Origin of the sequence: Actinomadura sp. 7K507 (assembly GCF_004348425.1) — a bacterium.
GTDB lineage: Bacteria > Actinomycetota > Actinomycetes > Streptosporangiales > Streptosporangiaceae > Spirillospora.
Genome location: NZ_SMKK01000075.1, coordinates 17,573 through 38,048, shown reverse-complemented (window position 1 = coordinate 38,048; position 20,476 = coordinate 17,573). Strand labels below are relative to the sequence as shown.

17 protein-coding genes are annotated in these 20,476 nt (G+C 71.4%); 10 read left to right on the top strand and 7 right to left on the bottom strand.

All coding sequences use genetic code 11. The annotated features are described in order from the left end of the window. Positions 1–48: 48 nt before the first annotated feature. The 3 genes from E1285_RS18700 to E1285_RS18690 form a co-directional block, all read right to left on the bottom strand. Positions 49–327 carry a WhiB family transcriptional regulator gene (locus E1285_RS18700; RefSeq protein WP_132153763.1) on the bottom strand — a complete coding sequence of 93 codons (279 nt, stop codon included), beginning with the start codon at positions 325–327 and terminating at the stop codon, positions 49–51. A gap of 663 nt (positions 328–990) precedes the next feature. Continuing rightward, positions 991–1,863: an acyl-CoA thioesterase II gene (gene tesB, locus E1285_RS18695; protein ID WP_132153757.1), complete on the bottom strand. Its 873-nt coding sequence runs from the start codon at positions 1,861–1,863 to the stop codon at positions 991–993. A gap of 62 nt (positions 1,864–1,925) precedes the next feature. Further along, positions 1,926–4,001, bottom strand: coding sequence for an ATP-dependent DNA helicase UvrD2 (locus E1285_RS18690; RefSeq protein ID WP_132153755.1), 2,076 nt, complete (start codon positions 3,999–4,001; stop codon positions 1,926–1,928). Positions 4,002–4,130: 129 nt separating this feature from the next. On the opposite strand from E1285_RS18690, the gene E1285_RS18685 reads away from it, so the two are divergent. After that, positions 4,131–4,421, top strand: a complete 291-nt coding sequence (locus E1285_RS18685) for a mycoredoxin (RefSeq protein ID WP_132153753.1) — start codon at positions 4,131–4,133, stop codon at positions 4,419–4,421. Positions 4,422–4,577: 156 nt separating this feature from the next. Here E1285_RS18685 and nudC read toward each other — a convergent pair whose 3' ends face one another. Next, positions 4,578–5,489 carry an NAD(+) diphosphatase gene (gene nudC / locus E1285_RS18680; RefSeq protein ID WP_132153751.1) on the bottom strand — a complete coding sequence of 304 codons (912 nt, stop codon included), beginning with the start codon at positions 5,487–5,489 and terminating at the stop codon, positions 4,578–4,580. Between the two features lie 23 nt (positions 5,490–5,512). Then, the gene (locus tag E1285_RS18675; protein WP_243722889.1) at positions 5,513–6,913 is read right to left on the bottom strand and encodes a dipeptidase; all 1,401 of its coding nucleotides are present in this window, start codon (positions 6,911–6,913) and stop codon (positions 5,513–5,515) included. 71 nt (positions 6,914–6,984) lie between these two features. On the opposite strand from E1285_RS18675, the gene E1285_RS18670 reads away from it, so the two are divergent. Further along, positions 6,985–7,266, top strand: a complete 282-nt coding sequence (locus tag E1285_RS18670; RefSeq protein WP_132153747.1) for a DUF4031 domain-containing protein — start codon at positions 6,985–6,987, stop codon at positions 7,264–7,266. Here E1285_RS18670 and E1285_RS18665 read toward each other — a convergent pair. After that, positions 7,256–7,864: an HD domain-containing protein gene (locus tag E1285_RS18665; protein WP_132153745.1), complete on the bottom strand. Its 609-nt coding sequence runs from the start codon at positions 7,862–7,864 to the stop codon at positions 7,256–7,258. The genes E1285_RS18670 and E1285_RS18665 overlap by 11 nt on opposite strands. Before the next feature lie 241 nt (positions 7,865–8,105). Here E1285_RS18665 and E1285_RS18660 point away from each other — a divergent pair, with 241 nt between their 5' ends. From E1285_RS18660 to E1285_RS18645, 4 genes are all read left to right on the top strand, one after another. Continuing rightward, positions 8,106–9,254 carry an ATP-grasp domain-containing protein gene (locus E1285_RS18660; protein WP_132153743.1) on the top strand — a complete coding sequence of 383 codons (1,149 nt, stop codon included), beginning with the start codon at positions 8,106–8,108 and terminating at the stop codon, positions 9,252–9,254. After that, positions 9,251–10,834 (top strand): IucA/IucC family protein, encoded by a 1,584-nt coding sequence (locus E1285_RS18655; RefSeq protein WP_132153741.1) that lies wholly within the window; start codon positions 9,251–9,253, stop codon positions 10,832–10,834. Before E1285_RS18660 ends, E1285_RS18655 begins: the two co-directional genes overlap by 4 nt. A 126-nt stretch (positions 10,835–10,960) precedes the next feature. Next, positions 10,961–12,562 (top strand): IucA/IucC family protein, encoded by a 1,602-nt coding sequence (locus E1285_RS18650; RefSeq protein ID WP_207946655.1) that lies wholly within the window; start codon positions 10,961–10,963, stop codon positions 12,560–12,562. Beyond that, the gene (locus tag E1285_RS18645; protein ID WP_165966665.1) at positions 12,559–13,650 is read left to right on the top strand and encodes an alanine racemase; all 1,092 of its coding nucleotides are present in this window, start codon (positions 12,559–12,561) and stop codon (positions 13,648–13,650) included. Before E1285_RS18650 ends, E1285_RS18645 begins: the two co-directional genes overlap by 4 nt. Before the next feature lie 18 nt (positions 13,651–13,668). Here E1285_RS18645 and E1285_RS18640 read toward each other — a convergent pair whose 3' ends face one another. Further along, positions 13,669–14,307, bottom strand: coding sequence for a maleylpyruvate isomerase N-terminal domain-containing protein (locus E1285_RS18640; RefSeq protein ID WP_132153737.1), 639 nt, complete (start codon positions 14,305–14,307; stop codon positions 13,669–13,671). Between the two features lie 138 nt (positions 14,308–14,445). On the opposite strand from E1285_RS18640, the gene E1285_RS18635 reads away from it, so the two are divergent. The 4 genes from E1285_RS18635 to E1285_RS18620 all read left to right on the top strand — a co-directional run bounded on the left by E1285_RS18635 (position 14,446) and on the right by E1285_RS18620 (position 20,475). Continuing rightward, positions 14,446–17,061, top strand: a complete 2,616-nt coding sequence (locus E1285_RS18635) for a PQQ-binding-like beta-propeller repeat protein (RefSeq protein ID WP_132153735.1) — start codon at positions 14,446–14,448, stop codon at positions 17,059–17,061. A 101-nt stretch (positions 17,062–17,162) separates the two neighbouring features. Beyond that, complete coding sequence (locus tag E1285_RS18630; RefSeq protein ID WP_347814087.1) at positions 17,163–17,672, top strand: hypothetical protein; 510 nt, start codon at positions 17,163–17,165, stop codon at positions 17,670–17,672. Continuing rightward, positions 17,642–19,048, top strand: a complete 1,407-nt coding sequence (locus E1285_RS18625; protein ID WP_347814086.1) for a hypothetical protein — start codon at positions 17,642–17,644, stop codon at positions 19,046–19,048. The genes E1285_RS18630 and E1285_RS18625 overlap by 31 nt, the downstream gene beginning before the upstream one ends. Before the next feature lie 56 nt (positions 19,049–19,104). After that, on the top strand, positions 19,105–20,475 hold the full coding sequence (locus E1285_RS18620; RefSeq protein ID WP_132153731.1) for a VWA domain-containing protein: 1,371 nt from the start codon (positions 19,105–19,107) through the stop codon (positions 20,473–20,475). Position 20,476: the final 1 nt, after the last annotated feature.

Below are 20,476 nucleotides of genomic sequence, written 5' to 3'. Positions count from 1 at the left end.
GCGCACCGATGTGGTGCGCGGGGCCCCGCTCTGGTGAGTCCTGGTGGATCAGACGGTCACTTCGTCCGGCCGCGGGTGCTTGCGCGGGCGGCCACGCGGCCGCTTGCGCGGCACGATCACACCGCGGACGAAGAGCTCGCCGCCCCAGACGCCCCAGGGCTCCTTGCGCTCGAGCGCCCCGGCGAGGCACTCCCGGCGGAGCGGGCACTCCAGGCACAGGGCCTTGGCGAGCTCGACGTCGGCGGGAGCCTCGGCGAAGAACAGCTCCGGGTCGGTCCGGCACGGAAGAGTGAGGTCCTCCTCGCTTACTGCGAGTGCCCCCTGCATCACAGTCACCCTTGTTCCTCTCGTTGGATCTCAACGGGCGTGTCGGTGGGTTGTCTGGGCAAAGAAAAAGGCCGCGGATCCGGTATCGGAATCCGCGGCCTGGGGGCTAGCCGGCCTGTTCTAGACCGGTCGCCTCCAGGGATACGGACCCGACACGCCACCCTCGGGGGTGACGCCCACGTGGGCCGTGGCCGGAGCCGGGACGCTCATGTCCTCGAGAAGGTGTTCGAAGACAATCCGCCCCTGGTCGTCCTGGATTCGCTGCGCGAATCGCTGCTCGACATGCAGCTCACGCGAATTCACGCCGCGCATGCCGTGCATGTCGCGGGAGACGCGTAGCCGCACACCGGAGACCGCTGAATACGCGGCCGGGGCCTCGGACATCGAGATGCCAGGGCATGCGGCGGTCCAGGACGACGCGGATTTGATCAACGTGTTACTCACCGGACTACACACCACCTTCCTGGCTTCTCGGGCCGCACCGGGCGGATTCAAGATCCACACCGGCGCGCCGTGTTGATTGCTCGCGTTCGAGCGTACGGGGACTCCGCCGAATCAACAAGATATTTTTGACCTGCGGTTTTGTGGGTGAGTTCACGTTCTTCCCACGGAACCCGCGGTGTCCTGGGAGCGTCGGACGCTCACGGGAGTCCCACACCCACGTCAGTGCCGCGGGGAGTCCGCGACGCGGACGAGGCCCTCCTGCATGACGGACACGACCAGCTCCCCCGACCGGGTGAACACCTGGCCGCGGGCCAGCCCGCGCGCACCGCCGGCGAACGGCGTGTCCTGGTAGTAGAGCAGCCAGTCGTCGGCGCGGAACGGCCGGTGGAACCACATGGCGTGATCCAGGCTCGCGCCCATCGTCCGCTTGTCTCCCCAGGCCAGGCCATGGTTGAGCAGGACGGTGTCGAGCAGCGTCATGTCCGAGGCGTAGGTCATCAGGCACACGTGCAGGAGCGGGTCGTCGGGCAGCTCGCCGTCGACCTTCAGCCACACCTTCGACACCGGGGTGGCCAGGGACGGGTCCTTGGCCGCCTCCCACGACAGCGGCGTCGCGTGCCGGATGTCGAACGGGCGCCGCGTCACGAACTCACGCGCGCCGACCTCGCCGAACAGGGGCGTCAGGCGTTCCAGGCCGTCCGGGAGCGTCTCGGGGGCGGGGGCGTCCGGCATCGCGGACTGGTGGGCGGGCCCCTCCTCGGCGATCTGGAACGAGGCCGACAGCGTGAAGATCGCCTTGCCGTGCTGGACGGCGGTGACGCGCCGCGTGGTGAAAGACCGCCCGTCGCGGACCCGGTCGACCGTGTAGACGATCGGGACGAGCGGGTCGCCCGGACGGATGAAGTAGGCGTGCAGCGAGTGCACGGGCCGGTTCGCGGGCACGGTGCGCCCCGCGGCGACGAGCGCCTGCCCCGCCACCTGGCCTCCGAAGACGCGCTGCCGCCGCTCCTCAGGGCTGCGGCCGCGGAAGATGTCGTTCTCGATCTGCTCGAGGTCCAGCAGGTCCAGCAGTTCCTTGAGAGGTTCCTTCACGGCCGCCAGTCTTCCGTATCCGTTGCTGCGAGCACGATGTCACCCGTCGCCGGCCCCAGGGGTCAGTGGCCGCACAGGTTCAGGACGGCGTCACCGTAGCGGTCGAGCTTGACCCTCCCGACGCCGGGTATCCGGGCGAGTTCCTCCATCGACTCGGGGGCGTGCTCGGCGATCGCCTGGAGCGTCGCGTCGGTGAACACGACGTACGCGGGGACCTTCTGCTCGGCCGACACCTGGGCGCGCCACTCCTTGAGGCCGATGAGGAGTTCCTCGTTCAGCTCGGACGGGCAGTCCTCGCAGCGGCCGAGCTTGCGTTCGACGGCGGCGGTCAGCGGGCGGCCGCACACCCGGCACGGCTGCGGGCCCTTGGCGGCGCGCCGCTTCGTCCGGTCGGCACGCGCCGGGGTGTGCGTGGCGGTCTTGCCGGTCAGGCCGGACAGGAAGCGGGACGGGCGCCGGTGGCGCGCCCCTCCAGGCGAGCGCGACAGGGCCCACGACAGCGAAAGGTGGACGCGCGCCCGCGTGACGCCGACGTACAGCAGCCGGCGTTCCTCCTCCACCTGCGCGGGCGTCTCCGCGTAGATGATCGGGAGCGTGCCCTCGACGAGCCCGACGAGGAACACCGCGTCCCACTCCAGGCCCTTGGCGGCGTGCAGGGACGCCAGCGTCACGCCCTCCAGAGGCGGCGCGTGCTGTGCTGCGGCACGTTCCTCCAGCTCGGCGACGAATTCCGGCAGACCGGCCTTCGGGTTGTCGGCGGCCATGTCCTCGGCGAGCTGCGCCAGCGCGGCGAGGGACTCCCAGCGCGCGCGGGCCGCCCCCGCGCCCTCGGGTGGCTGGTCGGAGAACCCGGCCCCGGACAGGACGTGCCGGACGGTCGTTATCAGCCCCGTCCCATCGGTCTCCGCGTCGGCGCCGGCCCGCGCCGCACCCCGCAGCCTGACCACCGCCTCACGTACCTCGGGCCGCTCGAAGAACCGCTCCGCGCCCCGCAGCACGTAGGGGACGCCCGCCGCCGCCAGCGCCGACTCGTACGTCTCGGACTGCGCGTTGATCCGGTACAGGATCGCGATCTCCCGCGCCGGGACGCCCTCGTCGACGAGCTTGCGCGCCCTGCGCGCCGCGTCGTCGGCCTCGGCGACCTCGTCGTCGTACTCGTTGAACACGGGCTCGGGGCCCTGGTCGCGCTGGGCCTGCAACTCCAGCTTGTGGCGGAACGCCCCGTCGCCCCCCGCCTGCCCGATCACGCCGTTCGCCAGCCGCACCACCTGCGGCGTCGACCGGTAGTCGCGGACGAGCTTGACGACCTTGGCGTCCGGGTGCTCCCGGGTGAAGCCGAGCAGATGGGACGGGGACGCGCCGGTGAAGGAGTAGATCGTCTGGTTGGGGTCGCCGACGACGCACAGGTCGTCGCGGTCGCCGAGCCAGGTGTCGAGCAGCATCTTCTGCAGCGGGTTGACGTCCTGGAACTCGTCCACGACGAAGTACCGGTACTGCTCGCGGACCTGGTTCGCCACCTCGCGGTGCTCGGTGAGCACGGCCGCGGTCAGCTCCAGCATCCCCTCGAAGTCGAGCAGGTTGCGTTCGCGTCTGAGCTGCTCGTACATCGCGTAGACGCGCGCCACGTCCACGATCTCGGCCGGTGGTCTCCGGCCGGCCTGGACGATCGCGGCCGGGTAGTCCTCGGGGCGGTTCTGGGTGACCTTCGCCCATTCGATCTCGCTCGCGACGTCGCGCAGCTCGGCACGCCCGAGCGACAGCCGGCACGCCCGCGCCGCGTCCGCGACCAGCCCGATCTTCGAGTCGACGATCTTGGGCGGTTCCCCGCCGACGACGCGCGGCCAGAAGTAGGTGAGCTGGCGCAGCGCCGCCGCGTGGAACGTCCGCGCCTGCACGCCGGGCGCGCCCAGCTGCCGCAGCCGGCTGCGCAGCTCGCCCGCCGCCCGCGTGGTGAACGTCACGGCCAGCACCCGCTGCGGCGTCACCACGCCGGTCAGCGTCGCGTAGGCGATGCGATGCGTGATGGCCCTGGTCTTGCCCGTCCCGGCGCCCGCCAGCACGCACACCGGGCCCTTCACCGCCTCGGCGACCGCCCGCTGCTCGGGGTCGAGTCCCTCCAGCACCGACTCTGCCAACATCCCCCCATACTCGCAGCCCGCACCTTCCGCATCACCCGGCACGTGATTTGTGGACAACGGAATGCGGGGCGCCTGGCTACTGTTCTCGGTAGGCGAATCGTACGAACGAACGAGGGAGACGACGGAGCGATGGCGACGCCGACGACCGACCGGGCCAAGGGCCCGACCGGCCAGCTCACCATGTACACGACGTCCTGGTGCGGGTTCTGCCGGCGGCTCAAGAGCCAGCTCGCCCGTGACGGCATCGAGATGGTGGAGGTCGACATCGAGCGCGACCCGGAGGCCGCCGACTACGTCATGAGCGTCAACGGCGGAAATCAGACGGTCCCGACCGTCACGATCGGCACCGAGATCGTTCTTACGAACCCCAGCGCGAAGGAAGTCAAGCGCCACCTGGCAGAACTCCAGAACGAGCGTTGAGCAGAAGGTCCGCCGACCGCAAGGTCGGCGGGCCGTCTCCACATCCCCGCGTGCGCGGGGAGCACCCGTCCGGCAAGACCATGGTCGGCACCGTTTGGGGACCATCCCCGCAGTGGCGGGGCCATCACACACCGCTCACGGTAGATGACCCCTCCGTCAGAAGTGCGGCATCTTCGGGAGGTCGCCGCCGTACCAGCGCATGATGAGCTGGGCGGCGATGGACAGCGGGCCCGGTGCGACAATGTCGCCGGCGTCGATGGCCGCGCGCAGTTCGTCGCGGGTGTACCAGGCGGCGTCCATGATCTCCTCCGGGTCGGGATACAGCGGGATGTCGCCGTCCGCCTTGGCGGTGAAGCCGAGCATGAGGCTCTGCGGCAGCGGCCACGGCTGGCTGCCGAGGTAGCGGACGTCGCGGACGGGCACCCCGACCTCCTCTTTCACCTCCCGCGCGACGGCCTGTTCGAGGGACTCGCCCGGTTCGACGAAGCCGGCGAGGATCGAGCGGCGGTCGGCGGGCCACTGCGGGCCGCGGGCCAGCAGGATCCGGTCGTCCCCGTCGGTCACCAGCATGATCACGGCCGGGTCGACGCGGGGGAATTGCTGGGACTCGTCTTCGGGGCACACGCGCACGTGCCCGGCGGAGGCCGTTCGCGTCTCGGTGCCGCAGCGCGGGCAGTACCGGTTGTTCTTGTGCCAGTGTTCCAGCGCCACGAGATGGGTGAGCAGGCCGGAGTCCTGGTCGCTGAGGACGGCGCCGACGTGGCGGAGCCCGGACGGCCGCGTCCCCTCGATGGCGGGCAGCGGCCCGGACGTCCCGAAGTAGGCGGTGCCGCCGGCGTCCACGCCGAGGAGCCAGCGCTCACCGTCCGGCGCCTGCTCCGGCGGGACGAGGACGAGCGCGGGCTCCGGCTCGTGGGCCACCAGCGCACGGCCGTCCTGGACGACGAGTACGCGGGTCTCCGGGTTCGTCCAGGCGGCGTCCAGCCAGGCGTCGTCGCGGCGGTTCAGCGCTACCCTGTCGAGGGTTCCGCGGGCGAGCGCCAGCCACTCCAGGGGGCCTTCGGTCACGTTCTGCTCCTCTCCAGGGGTCTTCAGCGCAGCGCCGTGGCGAGTTCTTCCCACAGGTACGCGGCGGCTTCGGCGCCCTTGAGGAGCAGCGGGATCTCGACCTTCTCGTTCGGTGCGTGGATGCGGTCGCCGTTCAACCCGACGGCGAGGAAGACCAGCGGCGCGTCCAGGATGTCGGCGAGGTCGGCTTCGGGGCCGCTGCCGCCTTCGCGGGTGAACAGCATGTCCGTGCCGAACGCCCGTTCCATCGCGCGGCGCGCGGCCTTGACGCCGGCGGAGTCGATCGGCGAGAAGCACGGCCGGACGCCGGCGCCGAGGACGCGCACCTCGGCCTCGACGCCGGGCGGGGTGTGCTCGGCGACCCACGCCTGGAACGCCTCCTGGACCTTGCGGGGATCCTGGCCCGCGACGAGCCGGAACGAGATCTTGGCGTGCGCGTCGCGGGGGACGATGGTCTTGCCGCCGGGCCCGGTATGCCCGCCCCACATGCCGTTGATCTCGGCCGTGGGACGCGCCCAGATCCGTTCGAGCGTGCTGTAGCCCTTCTCGCCGTAGGCGGCGCGGCTGTCGCCGGCGCCCCGCAGCCACTCGTCCTCGTCGAACGGGAGCCGGGCGAACAGTTCCCGCTCCTCGTCCGTCAGCGGGACGACGTCGTCGTAGAAGCCGGGAAGGGCGACGCGGCCGTCGGCGTCGTGCAGGGCGGCGAGCAGCTTGGCCATGGCCTGCAGCGGGTTCGGCACCGCGCCGCCGAACGAGCCGGAGTGCAGGTCGGACGAGGGTCCGCGCAGCGTCACCTCGGTCTCGGTCAGCCCGCGCATCCCGGTGCACATCGACGGGACGTCCGCGGCCCACATCGTGGTGTCGCTGATGACGACGGCGTCGCAGGCGAGCCGTTCCCGGTGGGTGCGCAGCAGGTCGGCGAAGTGCGCCGACCCGGACTCCTCCTCGCCCTCCACCAGCAGCTTGATCGTGACGGGCGGCGCCTGCCGCCCGGACGCGGCGAGCGACGCGCCGATCCCGAGCGCGTGGAAGAAGATCTGCCCCTTGTCGTCGGACGCGCCGCGCCCGACGAGCCGGTCGCCCTTCACCACCGGGCCGAACGGGTCGGTGTCCCACTCCTCCAGCGGCTCGACCGGCTGGACGTCATGGTGGCCGTACACGACGACGGCGGGGGCGTCGGGGTCGTCCGCGGGCCATTCGGCGTAGACGGCGGGCAGTCCGGGCGTCTCCCAGATCTCGACGGTCGGGAACCCCTGGTCGCGCAGGTACCCGGCGAGCCACCCGGCCGACTTCCGCACGTCCCCGGCGTGTGCCGGGTCCCCGGAGATGGACGGGATCGCCAGCCACTCTTTGAGGTCGGCGATGAACCGGTCCCGGCCGGCCTGGATGTGCGCGACCACGTCGCTCGGCTGTACGTCGTTCACCTGCATGCCCCTTCGCATGTGTACTGTCAGGCAGCGTAAGGGATCCCGGTCACTCGTCCCCCGGAGCTTTCTTGATCCTCATCGATCCGCCGTTGTGGCCCGCGCGTGGCCGGGTCTGGTCGCACATGGTCAGCGACGTCTCCTACGGGGAGCTGCACTCGTTCGCGGCGGAGCTGGGGATGCCGCCGCGGGCGTTCGAGCGCGACCACTACGACGTCCCGTCCGAACTCTACGAGAAGGCCGTGCTGCTCGGGGCGCAGGCGGTCGGCTGCCAGGAGCTGCTCTCGCGGCTGACCGCGGCGGGCCTGCGCCGGCGCAAGGCCTACCGGCCGGTCGGCGCGGTCAGGCGTTGAGGAGCGTCAGCTCCGTCTGGATGTTGTTCCGCGCGCGTTCTTCGAAGCGCTCCCGGGCGGGTCGCGTGTGGAACAGGTTCGGCAGGGCCAGAAGGCCGTTGAGGACTTCGGCGCGTCCCGCGCGGAAGAACTCGTCCGGGACGAACGCGTACTCCTCGCGGACGGCGGCGGCGTAGGCGGCGTACTGGCCGGGCTCCGCGCCGAGGATCGCGAGGTCGGCGTCGCACAGCACCTGGCCGTCCGGGTCGTCTTCGTCCGGCGCGTGCGTGGTGGTCAGCTCGATGAGGCGGACGACCTGCTCGATCTCCGGTTCCCGGAGGTCGGTGTCGGCGAGCATGCGTGCGGCGAGGCGGGCGCTGCGCTCCTCGTTGTCGGCGCGTTCGGGGTCGTAGACGGCGTCGTGGAACCAGGCGGCGACGCGGACGATGTCGGGGGCGGCGGCGTGCCCGGCCAGCTCGTCCACAAGGTCGAGGACGGCGGTGAGGTGCCGGCGCGTGTGGTAGCGGCGGTGCGGTTCGCCGTAGCGCTTGTCCAGTTCCGTTCCGATATGCCTGGTGTGAGGTCCGGCGAGCGCGACCCACCGGTCGACGAGATCCATGGCCACATCCTGACGGATCGCCGAACGGGGCGGGACACGCGATGTCATCGTTCTTGCCTCCGCATGCGGCCCCCGCCACTATGGTGACAGCGAGTTAGGCAAGGCTTACCTCACATATCCGTCCCGTCTCGCGCAGCCTCACCTGACACAGCCCTGTCTCGCCCAGCCCTATCTCACACAGCCCTATCTCACACAGCCCCGTCCGCACGCAGCCTTATCGTCCGCACTGGAAAGGCCGATCGTGGCCGCCTCTCTCTACCTGGTCGCCGGGAAGACGACCGACTCGGTGACGCACGGGTTCCTGCCCGCCGCCGCGCGCCTGGGGCTTGAGACGGTGCTCCTGACCGACCGTCCGGCGGCCCACGCGGGGACGTTCGACGGGCCCGTCGTCCAATGCGACGTCTCCGACTTCCGCGAGATCATCGCCGCCGTCGGCGGCGGCGAGCCGGCGGCCGTCTTCTCCAACAGCGACTTCCTCCAGGCGCCCGCCGCGCTGGCCGCCGCCTATTTCGGGCTCCCGGCCAAGGACTGGCGGGCGGCGACCCGCGCGAAGAACAAGGCCCTGATGCGGCGGCACCTCGCATCCCTCGACCCGGTCTTCTCGGCGGACGCGCACCGGGTGCCGGCGGACGCGCCGTATCCGCTCGTCCTCAAGCCGCGCGAGGGGGTGGCCAGTGAGGACGTGTTCCTCGTCCAGGACGCCGCTGAGCTGGCCACACGGCGAGACGAGATCGCCGCGCACCGGGACGACCCCCTGGTGGCGGAGGAGTATCTCCCAGGCCGCCTCCACACACTGGAAACGATCGGCGACGGGCGGGAACTGCGTGTCCTGGGATCGTTTCGTACGACTCTGTCGCCGCCGCCCTTCTTCGTGGAGGAACGCCTTGAGTGGACGGCCCCGCCCCCAGAGACGCCGGTGGTCTTGAAGCAGCTCGAAACGATGGGTGTCGGATTCGGGGCCTGCCACACGGAGTTCGTCGTCAATGAGGGCCGCGCCCGCATCATCGAGGTCAACTACCGGCTGATCGGTGACCACTGCGACTTCCTTCTGGCCGACCTACTCGGCGTGCCTCTGTTCGAGCAGATCCTGAAGGTCCACCTGGGCGAGCCCCTTCCGGTCTGGCAGGCCCCTGGGCGACGGCATGCCATCGCCGAACCGGTCATCGCCGACCGCCCCGGCAAGCTCACAGCGGCTCCCGGCCCCCTCCAGATGGACGACGGCCCAGTGCGGCTGGCCTATCGCCCGCAACGCGCGGTGGGGGACACGGTCGCCCTCACCCGCACCAACCGCGACTACCTGGGCACGGTCCGCGCCATCGGCCCCGAGGCGGCCGAGGTGGACGCCGCACTGGCGCGCTTCCGTGCCGCCCACGACTGGACGATCGCGTGACCGGCGACGACATCGAGGGCCGGCTGGCGGCCCGGGTCCTCAACGCGCTCCTGCGCGAGAACTACGCGGGCCTGCACCGCCTCGTCGAGCACCGGACACTGAGGCTGCCGGGCCGTTCCGTGCGCCTCCTGGATGCGCGTCCGGCGTTCCTCTCCGAACTCGTCGTGGACCCGGCGCAGAAGCTCGGGCTGAACGACGTCTTCACCGCCGTGCGCGCGCTGGCGGATCCGAGCGACGACATCGAGGCGTTCGAGCGGGAATGCAGGGACGCCCTCGCGACCGTCAAGCTCCACGACGACGCGCGCCCGGCCGTGTACCGGCGGCTGGCCCGCATCCCGGACGAGCTGCGGACCGGCCCCGGCACGTTCTACGAGACGCTCGCCGCCTACAACGACCATCCGGTGCATCCGGCGGGCCGCGGTCGCGCGGGGCTGTCCATGGCCGATCTGAGCCGCTACGCGCCGGAGTTCGCGCCGTCGTTCCCGCTGCACTGGGCGGCGGTGCGGAATCCGGCGCTCGCGGGGTCGCTGCCGGGCTGGTGGCCGAGCCCCCCGGACGTCGGCCTGGACGCCCCCGCCGCCGGTGCGGCCCTGTTCCCCGTCCACCCGCTGGCCGTGCGGCAGGTGCGCGGGCACCCCGGCGCGGTCCTCGCCCCCGAGCCGTACCTCCAGGTCACACCCACCCTGTCGATGCGGACCGTGGCCGCCGCGCCGCTCGGGCACCTGAAGATGCCGCTGCCGACCAGCACCCTCGGGCTCCGCAACCGCCGCACGATCATGCCCGGCACCCTGCCGGACGGCGCGCTCGTCGAGCGCATCCTCCACCGCGTCCTCCGGCGGCGACCGGAACTCCCGGTGCTTCTCACCGACGAGCAGACCTACGGCCACGCGCAGGACCCCCTCCTCGGCTATCTCGTTCGACGTTTCCCGCCCGAGACAGCGCGCGCGCACATCGTCCCGATAGCGGCGCTGCTCGCGGATGCCCCGGACAAGGGCCAGGTGGTCGAACGCTGGGATGTCGAGGCCGTCTTCGACGCCTACCTGTCCGCACTGTTCTCATGGAACGTCACGCTGTTCCGCCATGGCATCGCGCTGGAGGCCCACCAGCAGAACGTCGCCCTCGTCCTGGACGACGCCCCGCCCCGCCTCCTCATCAAGGACAACGACGGCGCGCTCATCAACACGTCCCGGCTCCGCGAGCGTCTCCCGCCGTCCCCCGGCACGGACCCGCGCGACCTCATCGACCGCAGGATGACGACCGACGACGACGAGGCGCTCGCCCGCGTGTTCGTCACCATCACGCTGCACCTGTGCGCCGCCGCGCCCGCCCTCGGCCTGGCCGAGCGCGGCCTCCTGCCCTGGCGCACCGGCCGCGCGATGATCCGCGAGCGGCTGGACGAGGCCCTCGGGCCGGACGAGGCGTTCCTGCGCTCCCGCACGCTGGACGCGGACACCCTGCCGGGCAAGGCCATGGTCACCGCCGGAACCCTCGTCGACAAGGCGAGGACCGGCGCGGCCGACATCAACAAGCACTACGGCCCGCCAGGGCCGAACTACCTGCGGGACGCCACGTGCCCGTGACCCGGACCGCATCGACCGGCAACGCCCGACCACTCACCGACCAAGCCATCAACCTTGCCCAAGCCGTCATCCATGCCCGATCCCTTGACCACGCCCGACCCATCCACCACGCCACGGGGACCCGACGTGCTGCTGACAGAACCCGGCATCTGCGCCGACGACGCCACCTCGACCGCGCTGCTGAACTGCCTGATCCGGGAGGTCTGCGCACCCGAGCAGCAGGTATGGCCGGACGGCGCGCACCTGGTGGCCCGCCTGCCGCGCGCGGGCGTCGTGCTGCGCACCGGCCTGGCCCGTCCACCGGCCGGCCCCACGTACCGCCTGGCCCCGCCCTATGAGGAAAAGCGGGGGGACGAGTGGATCGCGGCCCCCTGGGACAGGCTGGCGAACCTCGTCGCCGGTGAGCTGGAACTGGCCACCGGCCGCGCGAACCCGGAGTTCCTCACCCAGGTGGACGACAGCCACAGCGCTATGGCCGCGATCCTCGCCGCGCGCTGCGGCCCCTTGGACGATCGCTACATCGACTCGGAGCAATCCCTGGTCGCCGGGCACCGTTTCCACCCCTCCCCGAAGTCACGCCAGGGTTCGCCGGACGACTGGCTTCAGTACGCCCCGGAGACCAGGAACCGCTTCCGTCCCCACTGGCTGGCCGTCCCCGAAGAGCTCATCGCCGAAGAGGGAACCCCGGAGGCGTTCGCGGACCTGGAGGCATACGGACCTCCACCCCCGCCCGGGCACGGGCTGCTCCCCGTCCATCCGTGGCAGTTCTCCCTGATGGCGGACAACCCCGTCCTACAGGAGGCCATGGCCAGGGGCCGGCTGCTCAGCCTTGGCCCGTCCGGTACCGAGGCGGTGCCCACGTCGTCCGTCCGCACGGTGTATCTGCCGGACGCGGACGTGTTCTGCAAGTTCAGCCTGGACGTGCGCATCACCAACTGTGTCCGCAAGAACGCCTGGTACGAGCTCGCCGGAGCGATGGCCCTCAACGACTTGCTGCCGCCCATCTTCAAGGAGCTGGACTCCACGTTCCTCGCTGAGCCCGCCTACCGCAGCACCACCCTCGCCGACCGCCGCCTGTTCGAGGGCTTGGGCGTGATCCTGCGCCAAGGCATCAAGGGCCTTCCCGGCACACCGCTCCTGGCCGGTGCACTGGCCGACCCGTACACCACGTTCCTCGCGGACATCCCTGCACTTTCGGCGCCCGACAGCGCCCAAGCCTGGTGGGACGCCTACGTTGCTCAGGTGGCTCCCCCGGTCCTGCGCGCCTACCTGGATCACGGCGTCGTCCTGGAGCCCCACCTCCAGAACGTGCTCATATGCGTGGACGCCGAGGGCATGCCCGTTCACGCGGCGTTCCGCGACCTGGAGGGCACGAAGCTGACCGCCGGCCGCTGGGACCTGGCCCATCTCCCGGCACGCGTGGCCGAAAGCCTCACCTACGCCCCCGACCGGGGCTGGAACCGCGTGATCTACTGCCTCGTCGTCAACCACCTGACCGAGATCGCCGCCGCGGTAGCGGACCTCCACCCGTCCCTGGAGCAGACGCTCTGGCGGACGGCGAGAAAGCACTTCGCCGACCACGACCACCACCCCCAGGTAAGGGCGCTTCTGGCCGGAGTTCCGCTGCCCGCCAAGGCGAATCTCCGGACCCGCTGGTCCCGCGCTGCCGACCGCGGCGCCGCCTACGTCCCCGTCCCCAACCCGCTCACCGCACCACGACCGCTATGAACGAACCGGCCGCCATGAACGAATACGCCGTCAATCTCGACAGCTACCCCGCCTACATCTACGACCTGGCCGGTTTGGAGGCACACGCCGCCGAAATCCGCGCTGCTCTGCCCGACACGGAGATCTTCTACGCCGCCAAGGCCAACCCGGACGCCGAGATCCTCCGGACGCTGGCTCCTCACGTGGACGGCATAGAAGTCTCATCCGGCGGTGAACTCACTCACGTCAGAGCAACTCTGCCCAACTCTCGCATCGCTTTCGGCGGCCCGGGAAAAACGACCGAGGAACTGGCCCTCGCCCACCACCTCAACGTCGACCGTATCCATGTCGAAAGCCCGCGAGAACTGTCGCGTCTCCCCGGGCCGGCCAGCGTCCTGCTACGCGCCAACCTGCCGCTCAAGACCCTGGACGCCGCCCTCACCATGAGCGGCCCCTTCGGCATGGACGAGCCCGGCCTCGACGAATGCGCCGGCCGCATCGCCGAAACACCTGGCATCGACCTCCGCGGCATCCACGTCCACCTCGCCTCCGGCCTGGACGCCCCGGCAATGCTCGACCTGGCCGCCCAGATAAGAGATTGGGCACTCCCTTGGCTTGAAGCCCACGGGGTGAACGACCCCGAACTCAACCTCGGCGGCGGAATGGCCGTCGACTACACCAGCCCCGACACCCGCTTCGACTGGGAAACCTACGGGAAAGGCCTTCCCGAAAGCCCGGCGCTACGCATCGAGCCGGGCCGCGCGCTAACGGCCTACCACGGCTGGTACGTCACCGACGTCCTCGATGTGAAAACAACCCGCGGCGAGACCTACGTGATCCTCCGGGGCGGCACCCACCACCTGAGGACCCCGGTGACAAAGGGCCACGACCAGCCCTTCAAGGTCCTCACCGCGAACGACCCAGAAAGCCGGGCCACCCTGGTGGGCCAACTCTGCACCCCCAAGGACGTCTTCGCCCGCGACGTCCTCGTCCCGCACCTGTCCCCCGGCGACGTCATCGCCTTCACCATGGCCGGTGCCTACGCCTGGAACATCTCCCATCACGACTTCCTCATGCACCCCAAACCGACCTTCCATTACCGGCGCTGAAGCAAGCCGAGGGCAGTGTCAGGTGCGGACCGTGCCGTTCCAGCGCCAGCTTGTGAGGCGCGGGTGCCCGGGCAGTTCCGCGCGGCCGGTGGACCAGAGGAGCGTCGGCCATGGGGCCGTGTCACGTGGGGCTTCCGGGAACAGCCGTCCGAGCACACGGGCGCACAGGCCGGCGGGCGGCTCCCAGGGCAGTCCGAGGCCCTCCGCCAGGTCATGGGTGTGGACGACGGTCTCCACGATGCCCATCGCGGCGAATCCCTCGGGATCCGAGGCACCGAACACGTGGTGGGCTCGCACGTCCGGCGGCGTGCAGCGCACCATCGCGACGAGGAGCCCGCCGCAAGCCTCCAGCACCTGCAGAAGCCCAGCGGGCCCCGCCTCACGGTCCGCGTGGACGGCGTTGGCGGGGCCACCGGGTCTCCGGCTCTCCCACACGAACGGCACCTCGCCGTCCATGGGCGGCGTTCTGGGCGCCAACTGGGCGGCGTAGGCGAAGAGGTCGTCGCTCAGATGCTCGACGGTCTCCCAGCAGTCCCATTCCAGCGATCCGGCCTTGGCGTCCCAGGCGTCCGGAGGAGCCTCGCTCAGGGCGGCGACGGCGATCCGGACGGCCAGGGCCAGATCGTCGGCGGTCACGGCATCGGCGGGAGGTGGCATGATCTCGACGCTAGCGGACGATCGCCGCCCGGCCGGATCCGGCCGGACGCGGCCGGAACCGAATGATCGTTTCGGCCATCGCATTCCCGCGGCCGGTCACCTGGCGCTGTGCCGTGCACTCTAGGCGAGGATCCCGTCGTGCTGCCCAAGTCGAACAGGTCACGCGCGCTGGCCGCCGGAGCCGTCCTCGTGGCGGTGGTCACGGTCTTCACACTCGTCAGGGCGTGCGGGTCCGGGGGCTCGGACATCGATCCGCTGCCGGACGGGGAGGAGCGGCCGGCCCTCGTCTCGTTCAGCGACAAGCCGATGTGGGACGAGCGGAAGCTCGGCATGGTGAGCGTCGCCGGGGTCGAGCTGCGCGGGGACGTCGCCATCGTCGCCGGCGACGCCGCTGACGGGGCCAGGCTGGCCGTGGTCGATGTCCGGACCGGACGAGCGCGTTGGGTCGCGGACGTCGGCTTCGCTCTGCGCAACGGCGGCGGCGCCCAGCCCCATGACGTCTTCGGGCTCCAGGGTGCGCAGATGACGGGCGTCACGGGCAAGCCTGTCGTGTACGGCGACGGGGACGACTGGACGGTTCTCGTCCAGTACTCGGAGGGTCCCCAGAGGGGCGAGACGGAGATCGGGGTGGCGGCGCTGTCCGGCAAGGACGGCGCCGTCCGCTGGAAGCACGCGCTCATCCGGCCCAGGCCGGGCGGTAAGGGCGACGACGACCGCGAGCAGAAGGTGAGGCTCCTCGCCGCGGACACGCGGGCCGTCCTCACCAGTCTGGAAGGGGAACGGGGCTCCGACCCGAAGACCATCGCACTGGATCCGGCGACCGGCGGGAAACTGTGGGAGAACACGGACGGCTGGGCCTACCGGTTCAGCGGCGGCCTGCTGCTCGGCGAGACGAGCGGCGAGCAGGCCCCGTCGTGGCCGAGGGGAAGGGAACGCGAAGGCGCCCACGTCTTCGCGCTGGATGTGAAGACGGGCAAGAAGCGGTGGGATCTGAGCGGGGCGTTCGAGAGTTCCCACCTGGACGCGGTGGCCGGCGGGACGGCCGTCGTCCAAGTGGTGGAGCGGGAACCGGACGAGATGCTCGGGGACCGGCGGACGGTGCTGCTCGACGCCGCCACGGGCCGCGAGACCGGCTCGGGCGGCGCGGCGCGCGACGATGAGTTCCGGGGCTGCGGCGATGACGGCCGCACGCTGATCGCGTGCGAGGGGCCCGACGGGCGGCTGATGACGATCCGTCCCGGCACCGGGCAGGAGCCGTTCATCACGAGGAAGCCCCCGTTCGACGGGGAGTCGAGGATTCACGTCCACCTGGTCCGGCAGGACCGGATCTTCGTCCGCACGTCCCCCGCCGCGGGCCGTCCCGTCCGGCACGCCGTGGTCGACCGGGCGGCGAACCGGGCCGGCCCGGCACCGCATGGTGCGGCCGGCGCGGCATCGGAGACGGCCATCGCGTTCCGGGTGGATCGGAAGGGATCGTCGCCCGCGCCGGAAGGGCTCGTCGTGCACGCCGCGGCCGTCGGCGCGCAATCGCCCGAACCGGGCGGGCCGGGAAAGCCGGCGCTCGCGCCGCCCCGCATCGACGCGGCGCCGCTGTGGACCGCCGCGGCCGGTGAGACCCCCGCCCCGCCGCAGGCCCGGGACACCGGTCTCCGCGCGATCAGGGGCATCGACCTCGTCGGCGACGCGATCGTCTACACCGGCCGGGGCCGGGACGACCAGGATCCCGGCAAGCTGGTCGTCGCCGATGCGATGACCGGCGCGGAACGCTGGTCCGTCCGCGAGGACGCATCGCTCGGCGGCGGCGCCGAAGCGGCGTTCGTCACCGACTTCCACACCGTGCACGCGGGTGGCGAACCGCTGCTGCTCATCCGCTACACCGGGCCCGGGGGCGAGCAGGGCTTCGCCGCGCTGTCCCTCAGGGACGGTGCAGTCCGATGGAAGAAGCGGGTACCGGCAGGGGACGGCACGGTGTTGCTTGAGGCGGCCGACGCCGAGGTGATCGTCGTCGAGGTCACGAAGTCCGACGACCTCAAGGATGTGCGGGACGAGACCATCGTGTACGCGGCGGGATCACGGCGGGAACTCTGGCGTGAGCGGGGGGTGGAGCCCGTCGGCGCCGGCGGCGGCGTCGTCCTGGTGTCCAGGCACGGTCCCGGCGAGCCCGGAGACCGGAGGCTGCTCGACCTCATCGCGTACGGCGCGGCGGATGGGAAGCGGCGATGGCGGCTCGGCGACCGGTACCGGGAGCCGGAACTGCTGCCGCAGGACGCGGGCGGCGGGACGATCGTCGTCGGAACGGCGGACGGCGCGGTCGTCCTCGACCGGGACACCGGCCGCGAGCTGGCGAAGATCCATACGCCTCTCGACCGGTGCGACGGGGACGGCGACGCGCTCATCGTCTGCGAGACGGGACCGGACGCCGCGGGACGCGACCGGGGCGGCCGCGCGATGACGATCCAGACCCGCGACGGCGTCACGAAGATCCACGACCTGCTGGAGACGGGGACGCTCACCCGGTACACGGCGACCGGCAACTGGTTCATCGCCGTCCGGCCGGCCACGAGGTCCGGGGCGCGGGAGACCCCCGAGCGGTTCCTGCTGTTCGACGGGGAAGGCCGGCGGATCTCCGGCGACCTGCCCGGCGTTCCGACGGAGATCGGCGGCGGTCTCGCGATCCTGACGCCGTCCAGGGTCCACCACGGCATCAGCGGTGACGAGGTGTCGAACTTCGCCGTCCACCGCGTCCGAAGTTGAGGTCCGGCGGCCCGGAATGTCGGTGGCCGCTGGAAGGCTGTGCCGTACCTGACCAGCCCGGTCGGGGTCGTGGTCGTCCGTGCCGAGGTGCTGGAGGTCAATTGGACGCGGGCAATGTGGACGCGGGCGATGCCGCGTGGGAGCGGCGGAGTGCGGTGCGGGTCGTGCCGCCCGTCCAGCCGCGCAAGCTGGCGAAGGTCCCCTTCGTCGAGATGGCGGACGGGAGGTTGCAGGGCGTGGTGTCGAGCGGTTCGGACATCGCGCGGGTGTACGTGTCGTCGATCGCGTCCGGTACCCACGGCTTCAGCTGCAGTACCAACAACAACCGGCCGTGCGGCGGGCTGTCGGGGTCGTACCCGTGCAAGCACTTGCAGGCGCTCCTCCAGGAGGCCGTCGTGCAGTACGGGGTCGAGCGGGTCGCCCGGTACCTGAAGGCCGAGGTGGACGAGGGCGGAGACCTCCTGACCGCCCTGGACGGGCGGAAGGAGCAGGCGCCGGCGGCCGTGGTGTTCAGCCGCTTCCTCCGGCATCTGGCCTACCTGGAGTTGCCGGCGGCGACGGCGCCGCTGGTGGAGATGCAGTGGTTCCCGGCCACGGGGGCGGTGCGCTGATGCTCGGGATGCAGCTCGGTGAGCTGGTCGGCGGAACGCCGCCTGGGGTGGACGAGGCGCTCGACATCGTCGCGGGGTTCGACGAGGCGCTCGCGCACGGGTTCGGGCGGCTCGGCGAGGAGCAGGGCGCGTCGCTGACCGCGCTCGCCGGGGCGCTGGCCGGGTCTCCCCTGGGCGGCCCGGTCGCGGAGGCGGTCGAGAAGGTCGCCGCCGGGTCCGTCGCGGAGACGCACCTGGTGACGCTGGCGGGGGCGCGCACCGCCCTGTTCGGCGCCGTCCACGACGCTCTCGCCGGACGTCTCGACGCGGCGCTCGGACGGTCCCGGAACGCGTGGGAGGACGCAGGACCGGGAGCAGCCGGGGCGGACAACCTGCTCAGCGGAGCCCGGTCGTGGCTCGCCGAGGTGGCCATCGCGGGCTGGCGCGGCGTCGACCACGACCTGGTGTCGGCGTCCGACCAGACGGTCGAGGCGGTGCTGGCCGAGCCGCGGCTACGGGGCCTGGGTGTCCTGCTGGACGGCCTGGCGGCCGAGCTGCGGGCGTCGTGTCCGGTGGCGACGATGGAGCGGCTCCCGGCGCGGCGCTGGGGCGACCTGTGGGCGCGCGGGATGCTGCTGTCCCATCCGGGCACGCCGGGGCAGGCGGCCGAGACCGTGTCGGGGCGGCTGCTCGTCCTGGGTGTGGACGTCCATGAGCACGCGACGGCCGTCCAGGTGCAGGTCCACGCCCTGCTGGAGTCCGCGGGCGGGCAGACCCGGATGGTGCGGGCCAGTGTCGGCGCGGCCAAGGTCGACACCATCGTCGGGCCGGCCGTGTGGCGGCTGCTCGGCGATCATCCCGTCCTGCTCGGCGCGCTGGCCGAACGGCGGACCCTGGACGTCCAGGACCTCTCCCTCATCGGCGGAGACCTCGTGTGGGACGACGGCCGCGCCAAGGCCGGTGACTCCGCCGACCCGTTCGCCGCGGCCCGCGTCCAGCTCGGCGAGGCACTCGCTCCGGCGACCCCACCGCTGGACCGTCATCCCGTGCGGATCGCCGAGCCCGTCCTGCTGGAGGGCTACGCGGTCAGCGGAACGGCGCTCGAACTCGACGGACAGACCTTGGAGATCGACCTGGAACGGCTCCCGGCGAGCGGCCCGCTCACTCCCAAGATCGTCGCCGCGTCGTCGGCGTGCATCGGGCTCGTCCGGTGGGACGGCCGGTGGACGGTGCAGCCCCTCGCCGTCCAGGCGACGGTCAAGAAGAAGCCCGTCGAGGCGCACAACGGCGACTGGTCGCTCGGCCCCACCGACCCCAAGGTCGTGAAGGCGGAGGCACGGGCGGGCGACGCCGTGGCGGTGCTGCGCGAGCGGGCGGGACGGTTGCTTCGCAGATGACCACCCAGGACTCACAGAACACGCGGGACCCACAGAACATCCAGGACCCACGGAACATGCGGGAGGCCGGCGTCCAGGGTGCCGAGGCGAACAGGCGGCAGGTCCTCTACTGGCGGCTGCTGGCGCGCGTGTTCGACCCGGAGGAGCACCCGTCGCTGGAGCAGGCGAGCGTCGCGATCGTCGACGACCTGGACCTCCCGCCCGCGCTACTGGACCCGGGCGTATCGGTCGACAACCTCGTCCAGCGCTTCCCAGCCCTGGCCACCGAGTTCGAGGCCCTGCCGGACCCCGGCGGCCCCGCCACGGGCAGTACCGCCGAAGGCGGCACCACCAGTGGCACGGCGGACGGCGGCACGGCGGACGGTGACACGGCGGACGGTGCCGCATCGGAGCAGGTGCGGCGGGCGGCGCTGATCTCGAAGCTGCTGCTCAACACCTTCCAGACCGGGAGTGGCGGTGTCACCGCGAGCCGGCTCGGAGCGTGGCAGAAGGACGCCGGATGGTTGAAGACGGCGCTCGGTGAAGAGGGCGCGGGCGAGGTGAAGGGCGTCCTGTCGGAGCTGGAAGGCGATCTCGTCGGCCGGATGCGGCTCAGGGAGGTGCTGGCCGATCCGAAGCTGGCGAGCCGGCTGACGCCGAGCATGTCGCTGATCGAGCAGTTGCTGCGGGACAAGGCGAACCTGTCGGGGGTGGCGCTCGCCAACGCGAAGTCGCTGATCCGCCGGTACGTCGACGAGGTCGCGGAGGTGCTGCGGACGCAGGTGCAGCAGACGAGCGCGGGCGCCGTCGACCGTTCGGTGCCGCCGAAGCGGGTGTTCCGCAACCTCGACCTCGACCGGACGATCTGGAAGAACCTCACGAACTGGAGCCCCGAGGACGAGCGGCTCTACGTGGACAAGCTCTTCTACCGGCACACCGCCAAGCGCACGACCCCGGCGAAGCTGATCGTCGTCGTGGACCAGTCGGGGTCGATGGTCGACTCGATGGTGAACTGCACGATCCTCGCGTCGATCTTCGCGGGGCTGCCGAAGGTGGACGTCCATCTGATCGCCTTCGACACGCGGGCGATCGACCTGACGCCGTGGGTGAACGACCCGTTCGAGGTGCTGCTGCGGACGAACCTCGGCGGCGGCAACGACGGCCCGGTCGCGATGGAGATGGCCCGGCCCAAGATCACCGATCCGCGCAACACGGTGCTGGTGTGGATCAGCGACTTCTACGAGTTCGGCCGTTCGCAGGCGCTGTACGACGGCATCGAGGCGGTGCACAGGTCCGGGGTGAAGTTCATCCCCGTCGGGTCGGTGAACAGCTCCGGGACGCAGATCGTCGAGCCGTGGTTCCGGCAGCGCTTCAAGAACCTCGGGACCCCCGTCATCTCCGGCAAGATCCAGAAGCTCGTGTTCGAGCTGAAGAACTTCCTCGGATAGC

What these genes read in the sequence shown, in the direction of transcription:
- E1285_RS18700 (WP_132153763.1), bottom strand. Translation starts at nt 327, where the DNA reads ATGCAGGGGGCACTCGCAGTAAGCGAGGAGGACCTCACTCTTCCGTGC.
- E1285_RS18690 (WP_132153755.1), bottom strand. Translation starts at nt 4,001, where the DNA reads ATGTTGGCAGAGTCGGTGCTGGAGGGACTCGACCCCGAGCAGCGGGCG.
- E1285_RS18685 (WP_132153753.1), top strand. Translation starts at nt 4,131, where the DNA reads ATGGCGACGCCGACGACCGACCGGGCCAAGGGCCCGACCGGCCAGCTC.
- E1285_RS18665 (WP_132153745.1), bottom strand. Translation starts at nt 7,864, where the DNA reads ATGGATCTCGTCGACCGGTGGGTCGCGCTCGCCGGACCTCACACCAGG.
- E1285_RS18645 (WP_165966665.1), top strand. Translation starts at nt 12,559, where the DNA reads ATGAACGAACCGGCCGCCATGAACGAATACGCCGTCAATCTCGACAGC.
- E1285_RS18640 (WP_132153737.1), bottom strand. Translation starts at nt 14,307, where the DNA reads ATGCCACCTCCCGCCGATGCCGTGACCGCCGACGATCTGGCCCTGGCC.
- E1285_RS18620 (WP_132153731.1), top strand. Translation starts at nt 19,105, where the DNA reads ATGCGGGAGGCCGGCGTCCAGGGTGCCGAGGCGAACAGGCGGCAGGTC.